This window comes from Amycolatopsis sp. NPDC051045, from assembly GCF_040682955.1.
Lineage (GTDB): Bacteria > Actinomycetota > Actinomycetes > Mycobacteriales > Pseudonocardiaceae > Amycolatopsis.
Window position 1 is genome coordinate 1 of sequence record NZ_JBFBCC010000010.1, and the last position, 14,362, is coordinate 14,362.

12 protein-coding genes and 1 riboswitch are annotated in these 14,362 nt (G+C 70.6%); of the genes, 3 read left to right on the forward strand and 9 right to left on the reverse strand.

Going from position 1 to position 14,362, the window contains the following annotated elements; translation table 11 throughout:
• Window positions 1-86: 86 nt before the first annotated feature.
• From AB0M80_RS23645 to metG, 9 genes are all read right to left on the reverse strand, one after another.
• Window positions 87-1,775 carry a fatty acyl-AMP ligase gene (locus AB0M80_RS23645; RefSeq protein WP_364568606.1) on the reverse strand — a complete coding sequence of 563 codons (1,689 nt, stop codon included), beginning with the start codon at window positions 1,773-1,775 and terminating at the stop codon, window positions 87-89.
• A gap of 56 nt (window positions 1,776-1,831) precedes the next feature.
• A complete protein-coding gene (locus AB0M80_RS23650) occupies window positions 1,832-3,598 on the reverse strand; it encodes an ABC-F family ATP-binding cassette domain-containing protein (protein ID WP_364568609.1) in 1,767 nt (588 codons plus the stop codon).
• A gap of 4 nt (window positions 3,599-3,602) precedes the next feature.
• On the reverse strand, window positions 3,603-4,025 hold the full coding sequence (locus AB0M80_RS23655; protein WP_364568612.1) for an ASCH domain-containing protein: 423 nt from the start codon (window positions 4,023-4,025) through the stop codon (window positions 3,603-3,605).
• The gene (locus tag AB0M80_RS23660) at window positions 4,022-4,984 is read right to left on the reverse strand and encodes a 4-(cytidine 5'-diphospho)-2-C-methyl-D-erythritol kinase (protein WP_364568614.1); all 963 of its coding nucleotides are present in this window, start codon (window positions 4,982-4,984) and stop codon (window positions 4,022-4,024) included. Before AB0M80_RS23660 ends, AB0M80_RS23655 begins: the two co-directional genes overlap by 4 nt.
• Window positions 4,985-5,090: 106 nt before the next feature.
• Window positions 5,091-6,104 (reverse strand): ATP-binding cassette domain-containing protein, encoded by a 1,014-nt coding sequence (locus AB0M80_RS23665; RefSeq protein ID WP_364568617.1) that lies wholly within the window; start codon window positions 6,102-6,104, stop codon window positions 5,091-5,093.
• A 211-nt stretch (window positions 6,105-6,315) separates the two neighbouring features.
• Window positions 6,316-6,406: riboswitch (SAM riboswitch) on the reverse strand.
• Window positions 6,407-6,555: 149 nt separating this feature from the next.
• Window positions 6,556-7,392: a 16S rRNA (adenine(1518)-N(6)/adenine(1519)-N(6))-dimethyltransferase RsmA gene (gene rsmA, locus AB0M80_RS23670; RefSeq protein ID WP_364568620.1), complete on the reverse strand. Its 837-nt coding sequence runs from the start codon at window positions 7,390-7,392 to the stop codon at window positions 6,556-6,558.
• 139 nt (window positions 7,393-7,531) lie between these two features.
• The gene (locus tag AB0M80_RS23675; protein ID WP_364568622.1) at window positions 7,532-8,956 is read right to left on the reverse strand and encodes a transglycosylase family protein; all 1,425 of its coding nucleotides are present in this window, start codon (window positions 8,954-8,956) and stop codon (window positions 7,532-7,534) included.
• Between the two features lie 288 nt (window positions 8,957-9,244).
• Window positions 9,245-10,081 carry a TatD family hydrolase gene (locus AB0M80_RS23680; protein ID WP_364568625.1) on the reverse strand — a complete coding sequence of 279 codons (837 nt, stop codon included), beginning with the start codon at window positions 10,079-10,081 and terminating at the stop codon, window positions 9,245-9,247.
• A 9-nt stretch (window positions 10,082-10,090) separates the two neighbouring features.
• Complete coding sequence (gene metG / locus AB0M80_RS23685; RefSeq protein ID WP_364568628.1) at window positions 10,091-11,887, reverse strand: methionine--tRNA ligase; 1,797 nt, start codon at window positions 11,885-11,887, stop codon at window positions 10,091-10,093.
• Window positions 11,888-11,939: 52 nt separating this feature from the next.
• Between metG and AB0M80_RS23690 the strand changes: the two genes are divergently transcribed.
• From AB0M80_RS23690 to AB0M80_RS23700, 3 genes are all read left to right on the forward strand, one after another.
• The gene (locus AB0M80_RS23690; RefSeq protein ID WP_364568631.1) at window positions 11,940-12,527 is read left to right on the forward strand and encodes a PadR family transcriptional regulator; all 588 of its coding nucleotides are present in this window, start codon (window positions 11,940-11,942) and stop codon (window positions 12,525-12,527) included.
• Between the two features lie 83 nt (window positions 12,528-12,610).
• The gene (locus tag AB0M80_RS23695; RefSeq protein ID WP_364568634.1) at window positions 12,611-13,588 is read left to right on the forward strand and encodes an ATP-binding cassette domain-containing protein; all 978 of its coding nucleotides are present in this window, start codon (window positions 12,611-12,613) and stop codon (window positions 13,586-13,588) included.
• Window positions 13,578-14,342, forward strand: coding sequence for an ABC transporter permease (locus AB0M80_RS23700; protein WP_364568637.1), 765 nt, complete (start codon window positions 13,578-13,580; stop codon window positions 14,340-14,342). Before AB0M80_RS23695 ends, AB0M80_RS23700 begins: the two co-directional genes overlap by 11 nt.
• Window positions 14,343-14,362: the final 20 nt, after the last annotated feature.

The window sequence follows — 14,362 nt, forward strand, 5'->3', positions numbered from 1 at the left end:
GAGGCCGACATATCCCGGTAAGGACCCGGAGTCAGTCAGGCGTCGGGTCAGACCCCGCCGGGAGGTGCTCCCCAACATCATCTCTGTCAGGCGTCGGCGTTCTTCTTGATCCGGTCGGCGAACTGCTGGGCCGTCGCCGCGCGCTTGACCTTGCCCGACGGGGTCTTCGGGAGGCTGCCCGCCGGCAGCACCACCACCGCGTACGGCCGCATGTCGACGGCGTCGCGGACCCGGGCCGACACCTGCTTCATCAAGTTCTTCTCGGCCTCGGCGTCACCCGCCAGCTTCGACTCCAGGACCACCGCGAACCGCTCGCGACGGCTGCCCGCGTCCAGCCGGACCGCCACCGCGTTGCCCGCGCGCACCCCTTCGACCGAGGTGGCCGCGCGCTCGATGTCGGTCGGGTACAGGTTGCGGCCGCCCATGATGATGACGTCCTTGCGGCGGCCGCAGATGACGATCTGGCCGTCCACCAGGTACCCGAGGTCGCCGGTGCCGAGCCAGCCGTCCGCGTCCTGCGTCGCGACCGGCCCCTCCATGGTCAGGTAGCCGGGCGTCACGGCCTCGCCGCGCAGCCGGATCTCGCCGACCTCGCGCTCGCCGACCCGCTCGCCCGCCTCGTTGACGATCTCCGCTTCCAGCCCGTCCAGCGGGCGGCCGAGCAGCGCGAACGACCGGACGCTGTCGGTGCCGCGCCGCGGGTCGCCCTCGGGGACCGGCACCGCGCGGTTTTCCGCCTCCAGCGCGTCGGCCTCGACGACGTCCAGGGTGAGGCCGGTGAACAGCGGCGCGAACGACACCGCCAGCGTCGCTTCCGCCATGCCGTAGGCCGGGAAGACGCACTCCGCCGGCATCTTGAACCGGGCACCGGCGTCCACAAAGGTCTGGACGGCGGTCTCGTCGATGGGCTCGGCGCCGTTCAGCGCGATGCGCAGCTTCGAGAGGTCGTACGCGTCGCCGGAGTCGACGCGGGCCATCCGGCGCCCGACGATCGCGTACGCGAAGTTCGGCGCCGCCGTCGTGGTGCCGTGGTACTTCGTGATCAGCTCCGGCCAGATCAGCGGCCCCGAGAGGAACTCGACCGGCGTGATCTTGACCAGCTCGACGCCGAAGGTCATCGGCACGGTCAGGAAGCCGACCATCCCCATGTCGTGGAACGTCGGCAGCCACGAGACCATCACGTCGACGTCGAAGTCGAACTCCGCGCGCTCGACCATGGCCTTGACGTTGGAGTACAGGTTCCCGTAGGTGATCCGCACGGCCTTCGGGTCGGCGGTCGAGCCGCTCGTCAGCTGCAGCAGCGCGGTGTCGCCCTCGTCGGTCGCGACGACGTCCGCCAGCGGTTCGGCGGCAGCCAGCTCGGTGATGAGCTTGAACCCGATGCCCTTCTGCTCCAGCACCGGCGCGAGCTGGTCGAACGGCTCGCCCAGCAGCACGAGGTCGGAACCGATCATCCCGAGCACCCGCACGGTGTCCTCGGCCCACTCGGCGAGATCGGTGCGCGGGGTCGGCTGGTGCAGCATGGTGACGCTGCCGCCGGCCAGCCACACGGCCTGCACGGTCGGCGCGATCAGCACCGGCGCCGCGGCCAGCACCGCGACGGCACCCCCGCGCTCGAACCCGCCGGCGACCAGACCACCGGCGATCCGCCGCGCTTCGGTGTGCACCTCGGCCCAGGTCCGCCGGACCGGCTCCTTCGGCTCCCCGGTGACCATGCCGCGCTGCTGTCCCCGCTTCGTCGCGGTGGCGACGAGCGTGTCCACGAACCTGCTCATGGCGCAAACATTACTGGGACCCCGGCACCCGCCGCGTGGCAACGCGGGAACAGCTGTCACTCCAGCAGTTCGGACGCCTCCAGCCACCGGCCCTCGACGTCCTCGATCTCACCCCGGACGCCCTTCAGCTCGGCGTTGAGCTCCATCAGCTTCGCCGGGTCCGTCGCGGCCGCCAAGAGCGACGCGTGGAGCTTCTCCTCCTTGGCGTGCAGCTGGTCGAGCTTGCGCTCCAGCCGGCCGAGCTCCTTCTGCGCCGCCCGCAGGTCCGCCGCCGACTTCTTCGCCTCGGTCTTGGCCGCCGTCGGGGCCGTCGCGGCCGCCGGTTCCTTCGCGAGCGCGCGGCGGTTCAGGTACTCCTCGATACCGCCCGGGAGGTGGGTGATCCGGCCGTCGCCGAAGAGCGCGACGATCGTGTCGCAGACGCGTTCGACCAGGTAGCGGTCGTGGGAGACGACGACCATCGTGCCCGGCCAGCCGTCGAGGAGGTCCTCCAGCTGCTGCAGGGTGTCGATGTCCAGGTCGTTCGTCGGCTCGTCGAGCAGCAGCACGTTCGGTTCGGCCATCAGCAGGCGGCACAGCTGCAGCCGGCGCCGCTCGCCGCCGGAGAGGTCCTCGACCGGCGTCCACTGCCGGGCCGCGGGGAAGCCGAGCTTCTCGCCGAGCTGCGAGGCCGTCATCTCCTGCTTGCCGAACACCACGCGCCCGGCCACCTGCTCGATCGCCTGCAGCACGCGCAGGTCGCCGGGCAGGTCGTCGAGCTCCTGGCGCAGGTGCGCGAGCGCGACCGTCTTGCCCTCGACGCGGCGGCCGGTCGTGCCCTCGACGTCGCCGCCGAGCAGCTTCAGCAGCGACGTCTTGCCGGAGCCGTTGACGCCGACCAGGCCGATCCGGTCGCCCGGGCCGATCCGCCAGGTGACGTGGTCGAGCAGCGTCCGCTCGCCCACCGCGTACGTCGTGTCTTCCAGCTCCAGCACGGACTTGCCGAGCCGCCGCTTCGCGAACGCCTGCAGTTCGACGGAGTCGCGTGGCGGCGGAACGTCGGCGATCAGCGCTTCGGCCGCTTCGATCCGGTAGCGCGGCTTCGACGACCGGGCCTGCGGGCCGCGGCGCAGCCACGCCAGCTCCTTGCGGGCCAGGTTCTGCCGCTTCTCCTCGGCCGTCGCCGACAGCCGCGCACGCTCGGCGCGCGCGAAGATCCAGTCGGCGTAACCGCCTTCGTACTGCTCGACGCGGCCGTTCGCGACCTCCCACGTCACGGTCGCGACGGTGTCGAGGAACCACCGGTCGTGGGTGACGACCACGACGGCGATCCGGCGCGCGAGCAGGTGGTCGGCGAGCCAGCGGACACCTTCGACGTCCAGGTGGTTGGTCGGCTCGTCCAGCACGACGAGGTCGAGCTCGCCGGTCAGCGCAGCGGCCAGCGCGACCCGGCGCCGCTCGCCACCGGAGAGGTTGGTGGTGGGCGTGTCGAGCCCGATCGCGGTGATCCCCAGCCCGTCCACAATGGACCTGACGCGGGCGTCGGCGGCCCATTCGTGCTCGGCGCCGTAGCGTTCGAGCACGAAGTCGCCGACCGTGCTGCCGTCCGGCAGTTCCGTGCGCTGGGTGACCACCGCCATCCGCAGGCCGCCAACGTGGCTGACCCGCCCGGAATCCGGCTCGGCGAGTCCGGAAAGGACTTCCAGCAGGGTGGTCTTGCCGCCACCATTGAGGCCGACGACGCCGATGCGCTGCCCGGCCGCGACGCCGAGGGAGACGCCGTCCAGCAGTGGCTTCACCCCGTAGGACTTGCTCACCGACTCGAGATTGACCAGGTTGGCCATCCGTTCAGCCGATCCTCTCTTTGGGAGACACTGCCACGATGACGAACCGCGTCGCCACGACCTGCGTCGTGTCGTCCACGGTGAATTCCGGATCTTCCAGCGCGGCGCGCATTTCGGCGCTCTGCCAGTACTCCGTGTGGTCGGCGCGCCATTCGGCGACGCTCGTGAAGCCCTCGCCCTCGTCGAGCGCGTGCTGCAGATCCACTTCGGACAGTGGCAGGACGCGGACCTCGGTGGTCTCGAGCACCGCGACCCCTTCGCCCGCCGAGTCGATCATCAGCTCGCGCTCGCCGACGACGGGCAGCTCTTCGCCGTGCTTCTCGTATTCGGCGACCAGGCCGGTGGTCGAAGTCTTGTCCCCGCGCAGGATCGCCGCGACCAGCTGGTCGCGCAGCGGGCCGGGGAACGCGAACTCGGCGCGCTTCACGCGTGCACCCGCGGCGTTGCCGGGCGCGGCGCGTCGTCCCCGCCGACGACGCGGGCGCCGGGGACCGGGCCGTGGGCCACGCGGACCGTCCGGCACACGCCGGCGCCCGACAGCTCCGCGGCGACCTCCACCGCCGACTGCGCGTCTTCGCAGAGGAACGCGCACGTCGGGCCGGAGCCGGACACCGTGCCCGCGAGCGCGCCCGCGTTGACGCCCGCCCGGAGCGTGCGGCGCAGGTCGGGCCGCAGCGAGACCGCCGCCGCCTGGAGGTCGTTGCCCAGCAGGAGGGCCAGCTGACGCGGGTCGCCCGAGGCCAGCGCCTCGACGACCGGCGTGTGCGAGCCGATCCGGGGCGGGTTGCCCGCCGCACGCAGGCGATCGAGCTCCTTGAACACCTTCGGCGTCGACAGCCCTTCGGCGTCGAAGGCCAGCACCCAGTGGAACGTGTGCCGCGACAGCACCGGGACGAGCTGCTCGCCGCGCCCGGTGCCCAGCGCGGTGCCGCCGTAGAGCGCGAACGGGACGTCGCTGCCCAGCCCGGCGGCGATCTCGGCCAGCTCGTCGCGGGTGACGTCGAGGTTCCACAGGCTCGCCAGCCCGACCAGCGTCGCCGCCGCGTCGGCGCTGCCGCCCGCCATGCCGCCGGCGACCGGGATGCCTTTGCGCAGCACCACCCGGACCTTCGGCTCACCGGTGCGGCCGACGTGCGCGGCCAGCGCCTCGACGGCCCGCCAGGCCAGGTTTTCGGGACCGGTCGGGACCGCACCCTCCCCCTCGCCGTAGACCTCGATGCCGGGCTCTTCGGTGACCGCGACGGTCACCTCGTCGGTCAGCGACAGCGCCTGGAACACGGTCACCAGCTCGTGGTAACCGTCTTCGCGCAGGTCGTCGACCGAAAGGTGGAGGTTGACCTTGGCCGGGACCCGGACGGTGACTGGGGGCGGAACTACGGCGAGCACCCGACCAGCCTACGTGTCCCCGCCGCCCCGCTCCCCGCCAGCCGTGAATGCCACCTCGAGGGACTCAGCGTCCCTCAAGGTGGCATTCACGGACGTTCGGGCCAGGTCAGGCGGCCGCGACACCCTGCGGGCCGCGGGCGGTGTAGGTGACGTGGCCACCGCGCTCGGCGACCCACGCCAGGGCGGCGTCGGCCCGCTCGCCGCGGACGCCGAGGCGGAACCGGCCGACCGGGGTGTCGCCGATGCGGGTCAGGCCGCCGCCGATGGTGGCGAACTCGACGTCGAAGCGGCCCGCGGCCTCGGGCAGCAGCGCGCCCACCGACGCGAAGCCGACCAGCACGACGTCGGCGGAGCGGTCGTAGCGCGCCACCTGCGAGCGGGTGGTCTCGATGGCCGGCAGCAGCGCCTGCGCGGTGCGGCTGGCCGGGTCGGAGATCAGGTCGAGCACCGTGCCGCGCTCGACGACCGTGCCGTCCTCCAGCACCGCGACGTCGTCGCAGATCCGGCGGACCACGCCCGCGTCCGGCGTCGTGACGACGACGGTGACGCCCAGCTCGGACCGGGCCCGGTCGAGGACGGCGAGCACCGCGCCGGCCTCCTCCGGGTCGATGCCGGCGGTCGGGTCGTCGGCGAGCAGCACGGCGGGGGCCGCCGCCAGCGCCTTCGCGACCGCGACGCGGCGGAGCTGACCGGCGGACAGCTCGCCGGGACGCTGCGTGGCGCGCTGGGTCAGGCCGACGAGGTCGAGCAGCGAGCCGACCCGGCTGCGGCGCTGCGGGCCGTCGACGCCGAGCTGCTCGAGCGGGGAAGCGATGTTGCCGGCGATGGTGCGCTCGGCGATCAGCTCCGGCTTCGTGGAGACGACCCCGAGCTGACGGCGGATTTCGCGGAGGCGACGGCCGTCGAGGGTGCCGGTGTTGAGGCCGTCGAGGCGGACGACGCCGCGGTCGGGGCGCTCCTGCAGCGCGATGCAACGGGCGAGGACGGACTTGCCGGACCCGGCGGGACCGACCACGCCGAACAGCGAGCCGGCCTGGACGTCGACGCTCACGTCCCGCAGGGCGAGGACCGAGTTTCCGTTGGCAGCAAAGGACTTGGACAGATTTTCGACGGTGATCACGAAAGCTCCAGAAAACAGGGCGCCGCCACACGTGGGCGCGCCCGGCCGCAAGCGAATGTCCGTCCGCTATGGACGGTGCGTGAAGAAGGGTGAGACGGCTCGGACTAGCTCAACGGGAGCGTCGACATGCGGTCACGGAGCGGCGGCCTTCGTCGACAACGCGACGCTTGGTCAGCAGCAGGGGGCGAGCTACCCTCTTCATCGAAAACGGCCTCCATCGGTCCTGGCGGTAGCACCTGCCCTGTGGAGGGTGGTTGCTGCGACTTCGGCGAGCCAGGTCTCTCAGTCGCTCGGGATGGACGTAATGAGTAAAACCGATCCCGAGGAGCGAAAGCAAGCCTGTCGGCCCAGATCACACGAGTGGCGGCGTCCGGATCGCGAGATCGCACGCCAAGAGGCGTATTTTCGCCGCTTCCACTGTGGAACCGACGCAGGAAGGCGGCGCGGGAGGCTAACGCGCGGCGGCGATCCGGGCGAAGTCGTGCACGTCCAGCTGCTCACCGCGGGTCCTGGGGTCGATCCCGGCGGCCGTCAGCAGCTCGCCGGCGCGCTCGGCCGAGCCCGCCCAGCCCGCGAGCGCGGCGCGGAGCGTCTTCCTGCGTTGTGAGAAGGCGGCGTCCACCAGCCCGAAGAGCAGTTCCCGGTCTTCGGACGCCGTCTCGTCGCCGCGTTCGAACGCGACGAGCGCGGAATCGACGTTCGGCACGGGCCAGAACACCGAGCGTGGCACGGCGGCGACCTTGCGTGCGCTGCCGTACCAGGCGAGCTTGACGCTCGGCACGCCGTAGATCCGGCTGCCGGGGCCGGCGGCCATCCGGTCGGCGACCTCGGTCTGCACCATGACGAGACCGGACTTCAGCGAGGGCACCTCGGCCAGCAGGTGCAGCACGACGGGGACGGCGACGTTGTACGGCAGGTTGGCGACGAGGGCGGTCGGCTCGCCCAGTTCCTCCCGGGTGACGCGCATGGCGTCGGCCCCGACGACGGTGAGGTTCCCCGCGGCCTCGGGCCCCCGCTCGGCGACGGTCTCGGGCAGCCGCTCGGCGAGCTTGGGATCGATCTCGACGGCCACCACCCGCGCACCGGTGGCGAGCAGCCCCAGGGTCAGCGACCCGAGCCCGGGGCCGACCTCGAGGACGACGTCGTCCGGCCCCACCTTGGCGAGCTCGACGATCCGGCGGACGGTGTTGGGGTCGTGCACGAAGTTCTGCCCGAGCTTCTTGGTCGGCCGCACGTCCAGCTCGGCCGCCAGCCCGCGGATCTCGGCAGGTCCCAACAGTTCAACCACCGGGCGAGCCTACTTGAACGCGTAACTCGCGTGATCAGCGGCGGAACTCACGTGATTGAAGACGTATCTCGCGTGACTGGGAGCGTCACGCGGAAAGGCCCCCGTCCACGGAGGACGGGGGCCTTTCCGGATGAAAGCGTCAGGCCTTCTTGCCGCAGACCGGCCAGGCGCCGTAGCCGCCGCGGGCGTCGCGGACCTTCTCCGCCACCGCGATCTGCTGTTCGCGCGAAGCCTGGTTCGGCAGCGCCGCGTACTGCGAGCCGCCGTAGGCGTTCCACGTCTGCTTGTCGAACTGCAGGCCGCCGTAGTAGCCGTTGCCGGTGTTGGTGGCCCAGTTGCCGCCCGACTCGCACTGCGCGATGCGGTCCCACGCGGAACCGTCGCCGATTTCCGGGTTCGGGGCCTTCTTCGACCCGACGTGCACGATCTTCGGCTTCGGCTGGGTGATGACCTGCTCGGAGACGGTCTCCCGCCCGACCTCTTTGCCGTTCTTCTGCGTGACCTTGTAGGTCACCATCTTCTCGCCGGGCGTGCCGGGGTCCTCGACCTTGGTCTTGCCCTTATCCAGGTCCGGGTCGTCGACGCGCTGCTCGGGCGGGGCGATGGTCTCCTTCTGCTCGACCGTCGAGACGCCGGTGCGGCTGATGTGCACCTCGGCGCCGTCGGTCAGCTTGACGTCCAGACCACCTTCGGCGGCGTCCTCCGGGCCCAGTGCGAGCTTGTACTCGCCCAGGAACTCCTTCGTGGTGACGGCCGTCGTCTTCACCTGCTTCGGCGCGTTGGCGCCGTCGAACAGCGTGATGTTCTTCAGGGTCTTGACCACGACGGTCGCGCCCTCGAGGGGCAGCTCACCGTCCTTCGGCATCGACATCCACGTGCCGGGCTTGTCCATGCCGGCCATGCCGAGCTGGCCGAGCGCGTCACCCAGGTGGGTCGCGCGGACCCAGGACGTGTGCTCCGCGCCGTCGACGATCAGCTTCAGCTGACGGCCGCGCTCCAGCTTGATGACCCCGCCGTCGCCGACCTCCGCCTGCGGGGACGGGGAGAGCGAGTCGTGCGCGCCGACGGACAGGCCCGCGTCCTCGAGCACCTCGCCGACGGTGTCGCCGAACGAGTGCACGGTCTGCTGGTGCCCGTCGACGTCGACGGTGACGCTCTTGTTCATCGCCAGCGCGGCCGCACCGCCACCGGCGACGCTGATCATGACGCTGAGGACGGCACCCTTGAGGAACCGGCGCTTCCAGACCTTGGTCGTCTCGCGGAGACCCTCGTCCAGCACGGCCTTGCGGGCGGCCGGGGAAGCGGTGCGATCCGCCTCGGTCTCGTCCGGGATGACGATCGGCGGCAGGTACGTCGTCTCGGCGTTGATGAGCCGGATCAGCTCGTCGACGTCGACGTCGATCGACGCCATCATCGCGTCGGCGTCCGGGCCTAGTGCGGCGAGGATGTCCTGCTGCGTGATGTTCGGGTCATCGGAGAAGTCGAGCTGGCCGTACGCAGTGTCTTCGAAATCGCGCTCGAGGACGGCCGCGGAGCGCGCTCCAGCCTGTCTGCTACCTGTCACCGGGTCGTTCCCTTTCCCAAGACATCGTTCGGGGCGACGTCTTTACGTCTGGGCCCGCAGCCGGCGCCATCGTCACGGTTCCAGGCCGTACCGCTCCTGGTTCCGCTTCCCCGACGTGCACTGACGTGACTGTGGGCGTAGCAGTCGGCAACTGCAGTGCGCAGTACCGACCGGCACGATCACGGGACAGTAACGGGTCCTGGCGGGTTGCGCAAACACCCCCCGGAGTGTCGTGATCCGGGTCACTCCTCAGGTGGAGGAGTCCGGAACCCTGATGTCGCAATGCGTTCAACCCGTTGTGACGCTGGGGAGTCGGTAGATCCGCTCGGCGGTGGTCCGGACCGATTCGGCGACTTCGTGGACAGCTTCGCCCCTGAGCGCCGCCAGGTGACGGACGGTGTAGGCGGCGCCGAACGGCTCGTTCGGCCGCCCACGGAACGGGTGGGGGGTCAGAAACGGCGCGTCGGTCTCGACGAGGTACTGCCCCGCCGGGCAGAGCCGAGCCGCCTCGTGGAGGCCTCTCGCGTTTTTGAACGTCACGGTGCCCGCGAAGGAAAGGACATACCCCGCGTCGACGCACTTGCGGGCCATTTCCGCGTCTCCGGAAAAACAATGGAAAATTACGGCATTCGGCGCACCCTCTTCGGCCAGGATGCGCAGCACGTCGTCGTGGGCTTCGCGGTCGTGGATCATCAGCGGCTTGCCCAGCCGCTTCGCGAGGCCGATGTGCCAGCGGAACGCCTCCTGCTGGGCGTCGTGCGGCGAGTAGTCCCAGTAGTAGTCGAGACCGGTCTCGCCGACGGCGACCACGCGGTCCCCGGCCGCCAGGCGCTCCACCTCGGCCTTCTCGGCCTCGCCGAACCCCTTGGTCCGGGTGGGGTGGATCGCGACGGCGGCGAACACGCGGGGGTCCCAGCCCGTGGCCTCGGCGGCCCAGCGGGCCGAAGCGAGGTCGTCCGCGACCGTGACGACGCGGGCGACGCCGGCGCGCTCGGCGCGGTCGACCATGGCCGTGACATCGGCCGCGGTGACCGCGCCGCACGCGTCGAGATGGGTGTGCGCGTCCACCACCGACACCGGGAGCCGGTCCGGGACCGGCGGCAGCTCGCGCTTCTCGTCACCCATGCATACCTCTTACTCCTTGACGATCGGTGCCCACTCCGGGCCGGTCTCGCCGAGCGCCGGGTCGAGCTTGGTGAACAGCGGCGACGGCTTGGCCAAGGGCTTGCCGACCTCGATCGGCTTCGACTCCCACTTCGCCTGCTCGGCCGTGTAGTCGCCGGTGAGGATCGGGTTGACCCGGCCGTCGATGTCGAGGTCGTCGACCTCCTTGAGCTCCGGCTGGGCGGCCCAGACGCCGGTGCCGCCGAGGGCCTCGTGGACCTTCTGCGCCGAGTGCGGCAGGAACGGCGTCAGCAGCGTGTTGGCGTCCGAGACCACCTGCAGCGCGGTGTGCAGCACGGTGTCGCGCCGCGTGGGGTCGTCCTTGAGCTTCCACGGCTCCTGGTCGGAGATGTACTTGTTCGCCGCGGTGACGACCTTCATCGCCTCGGCCGCCGCCAGCTTGAACCGGGACCGGGCCAGGTGCGCCCCCGCGGTGTCGAAGGCCTTGCGGGACAACGCCTTCAGGTCTTCGTCGGCCGCTGTCGGGGCCTCCGGGCGCGGGATGGCGCCGACGTTCTTGTGCGCCATCGAGATGGACCGGTTGACCAGGTTGCCCCACTCGTTGGCCAGCTCGAAGTTGGTCCGGCGGACGAACTCGTCCCAGGTGAAGTCGGTGTCCTGGGTCTCCGGGCCGGCGACCGAGATGAAGTACCGCAGCGTGTCCGGGCCGAAGTCGCGCAGGAAGTCCTCGACGTAGATGACGCGCCCGCGCGAGGTCGAGAACTTCGAGCCGCTCATGGTGAGGAACTCGCTGGAGACGATCTCGTCCGGCAGGTGCAGGCGGCCGTACTTGCCGGGCTCGCCGCCCTTGTCGCCTTCGCCGTTCTGCCCGAACAGCAGCGCCGGCCAGATCTGGGCGTGGAAGGTGATGTTGTCCTTGCCCATGAAGTAGTACGACCGGGCGTCGGCGTTGTTCCACCACTCCTGCCAGGCGTCCGAGTTGCCGGAGCGCCGGGCCCACTCGACGCTGGCCGAGAAGTACCCGATCACCGCGTCGAACCAGACGTAGAACCGCTTCAGCGGCTGGTCGCGCCAGCCGTCGAGGGGGATCTTGACGCCCCAGTCGAGGTCGCGGGTGATCGGCCGCGGCCGCATGTCGTCGATCAGGTTCTTGGTGAAGTTGAGGACGTTGGGGCGCCAGTCGTTCTTGGTGCCCAGCCAGTCGCCGAGGGTCTTGGTGAACGCCGGCAGGTCGAGGAAGTAGTGCTCGGTCTCGACGAACTTCGGCGTCTCGCCGTTGATCCGCGACTTCGGGTTGATCAGCTCCGCGGCGTCGAGCTGGTTGCCGCAGTTGTCGCACTGGTCGCCGCGCGCGCCGTCGTACCCGCAGATGGGGCAGGTGCCCTCGACGTAGCGGTCCGGCAGCGTGCGGCCCGTGGAGGGGCTGATCGCGCCGCGCGTGGTCTTCGGCACGACGTAGCCGTTGCGGTGCAGCGCCAGGAAGATCTGCTGCGTCACCTCGGCGTGGTTGCCGGTCGTGGTCCGGGTGAACAGGTCGTAGGAGAGGCCGAGGCCCTGCAGGTCGTTGCCGATCTGGCGGGTGTACTTGTCCGCCGTCTCCTGCGGGGTGGAGTTCTCCTTGTCCGCCTGGACGGTGATCGGGGTGCCGTGTTCGTCGGTCCCGGAGACCATGAGCACCCGGTTGCCGGCCATTCGCTGGTAGCGGGAGAAGACGTCGGACGGGACGCCGAATCCGGACACGTGGCCGATGTGGCGGGGGCCGTTGGCGTAGGGCCAGGCCACCGCGGTCAACACAGGGGTGCTCATACCTTATTAGCCTACGGAGGGCGTCACGCGCTTTGTCGAGAGGGAGGCCCGGTTGTCGGCGACACGGCTGCTCGTGCTCGGGGTGGTACGGATGTACGGCCGCGCGCACGGCTACCAGGTGCGGCGCGAGCTGCTGACCTGGTCGGCGGACAAGTGGGCCAACGTCCAGCCCGGGTCGATCTACCACGCGCTGAAGAAGATGACCGCCGAGGACCTGCTGGAGCAGGTCGACGTCGAGCCGGGCGAGGGCGGGCCCGACCGGGTGGCCTACCGCATCACGGCGGTGGGCGACCAGGAGTTCCACCTGCTGCTGGCGAAGGCGCTGTCCGAACCCACCTCCGCCGCGGCGGAGGTGGCCGCCGGCGTCTCGTTCCTGACCGCGCTGCCCCGGCAGCGCGCGATCAGCCTCCTCGAACACCGGCTCGTCATCCTCGAGTCCGAGGAGCGCAGCGCCAGCCTGATGATCAAGGACACCGCGCACTGGGAACAGGCCGAGCACGTCGCCGAGCTGTTCCGGCTGTGGTCGGCGCAGGCGAACGCCGGTCTGGAGTGGACCCGGTCGCTGATCTCGCGGCTGGAGTCAGGCGAGTACGAGATGGCCGACGACGCCGGCCGGGCCTTCGGCGATCCTCCCGCGTAATCAAATTTGACTAGTGAACGATGCATCGGGCAAGGTGTCGACCTCAACTAGTCAAGTTTGACTACAGCCTGAGAGGGGATCTCATGATCACGGCACGCGGTCTCGAGCGGCGGTTCCGCCGCAAGGGCCGCAATGGGGGCGAAGTACACGCGGTGAAGGGCGTCGACCTCGACGTCGAAGCGGGCGAGCTGGTCGGCTTCCTCGGACCCAACGGCGCCGGGAAGACGACCACGCTGCGCATGCTGACCACGCTGCTGAAGCCCACCGCGGGCACCGCGACCGTCGGCGGCCGCGACCTGCTGGCCGACCCGCTGGGGGTGCGCGAGCGCATCGGTTACGTCGCCCAGGGCGGCGGCAGCGCGCCGGAGAGCAAGGTCGCCGACGAGCTCGAGCTGCAGGGACGGCTCTACCGGATGAGCAAGGCCGACGCGATCGCGCGCGGCGCCGAACTCGCCGAGCAGCTCGACCTGACCGGCCTGGACCAGCGGCTGACCAAGACGCTCTCCGGCGGGCAGCGGCGGCGGCTCGACATCGCGCTCGGGCTGATCCACTCGCCGGGCCTGGTGTTCCTCGACGAGCCGTCGACCGGCCTCGACCCGCAGAGCCGCGCCAACCTGTGGGACCACATCCGCCGGCTGCGCGCCGAACAGGGCGTCACGGTCTTCCTCACGACCCATTACCTCGACGAGGCGGACGCGCTGTCGGACCGGTTGATCGTCATCGACGACGGCCGGATCGTCGCCGAAGGGACGCCGGACGCGCTGAAGGCGCGGGTCAACGGCGACCGCGTCGAGGTGGGGGTCGAGCCGGGCCAGGCCACGGACGCCGCCGAGATCGCCGGGCGGCTCGCGGGCGCGGAGGAGCTGTCCGTCTCCGACGGGGAGGTCCGGTTCCGGGTGCCGCGCGGCGACGTCGCGCTGCCGGAGCTGCTGCGCGCACTGGACGCCAAGGGCATCGCGATGCTCTCGGTGCAGGTCCACCGGCCGACGCTCGACGACGTCTTCCTGACGCTGACCGGGCGTTCGCTGCGGGAAGCGGAGGAGGCCGGCCGTGCTGCGTGACACCTGGCTGATCTTCCGCCGCGACATGACGGCGGCGCTGCGCAACCCGACCTGGGTGCTGATCGGGATCATGCAGCCGCTGCTGTACCTGTTCCTGTTCGGGCCGTTGATGGTGAAGGCCGTGCAGGCCCAAGGCATGTCCGAAGTGGACGGCTGGATGCTGCTCACCCCGGCGCTCATCGCCCAGCTGGCGCTGTTCGGCAGCTCGTTCGTCGGGTTCGGGCTGCTGGCCGACTACCGCTCCGGCGTCGTCGAGCGGTTCCGGGTGACGCCGGTCAGCCGGGCGGCGCTGCTGCTGGGCAAGGTGCTGGCCAACGCGCTGCAGGCCGTGGTCCAGGCCCTGCTGATCATCGCGCTGGCCTACCTGGCGTTCGACCTGGACGCCCCCGTCGGTGGCGTGCTGCTGAGCCTGGTCATCGTGTTCCTGCTGGCGGTGTCGCTGGCGTCGTGCTCCTACGCGCTGGCCCTGACGCTGAAGAGCGAGGAGACGTTCCCGGCCCTGCTCAACGCGGTGCTGATCCCGCTGCTGCTGCTCTCGGGGATCCTCCTGCCGATCACGTCCGGGGCCGCGCCGGAGTGGCTGTACCGGATTTCCCAGATCAACCCGTTCCGCCACGTGGTGGACGTCGAGCGGAACACCTTCCGCGGCGACTTCACGATGGACGCGCTGTTCACGGGCAGCGTCGTGGTGCTGCTGATGGCCGTGTTGTCGGTGTGGTGGGGCACCCGTACCTTCCAAAAAGAGAACGCCTGATCAACGGCGCGTTTGTCACT

What these genes read in the sequence shown, in the direction of transcription:
- AB0M80_RS23645 (WP_364568606.1), bottom strand. Translation starts at nt 1,775, where the DNA reads ATGAGCAGGTTCGTGGACACGCTCGTCGCCACCGCGACGAAGCGGGGA.
- AB0M80_RS23650 (WP_364568609.1), bottom strand. Translation starts at nt 3,598, where the DNA reads ATGGCCAACCTGGTCAATCTCGAGTCGGTGAGCAAGTCCTACGGGGTG.
- AB0M80_RS23680 (WP_364568625.1), bottom strand. Translation starts at nt 10,081, where the DNA reads ATGGGTGACGAGAAGCGCGAGCTGCCGCCGGTCCCGGACCGGCTCCCG.
- metG (WP_364568628.1), bottom strand. Translation starts at nt 11,887, where the DNA reads ATGAGCACCCCTGTGTTGACCGCGGTGGCCTGGCCCTACGCCAACGGC.
- AB0M80_RS23695 (WP_364568634.1), top strand. Translation starts at nt 12,611, where the DNA reads ATGATCACGGCACGCGGTCTCGAGCGGCGGTTCCGCCGCAAGGGCCGC.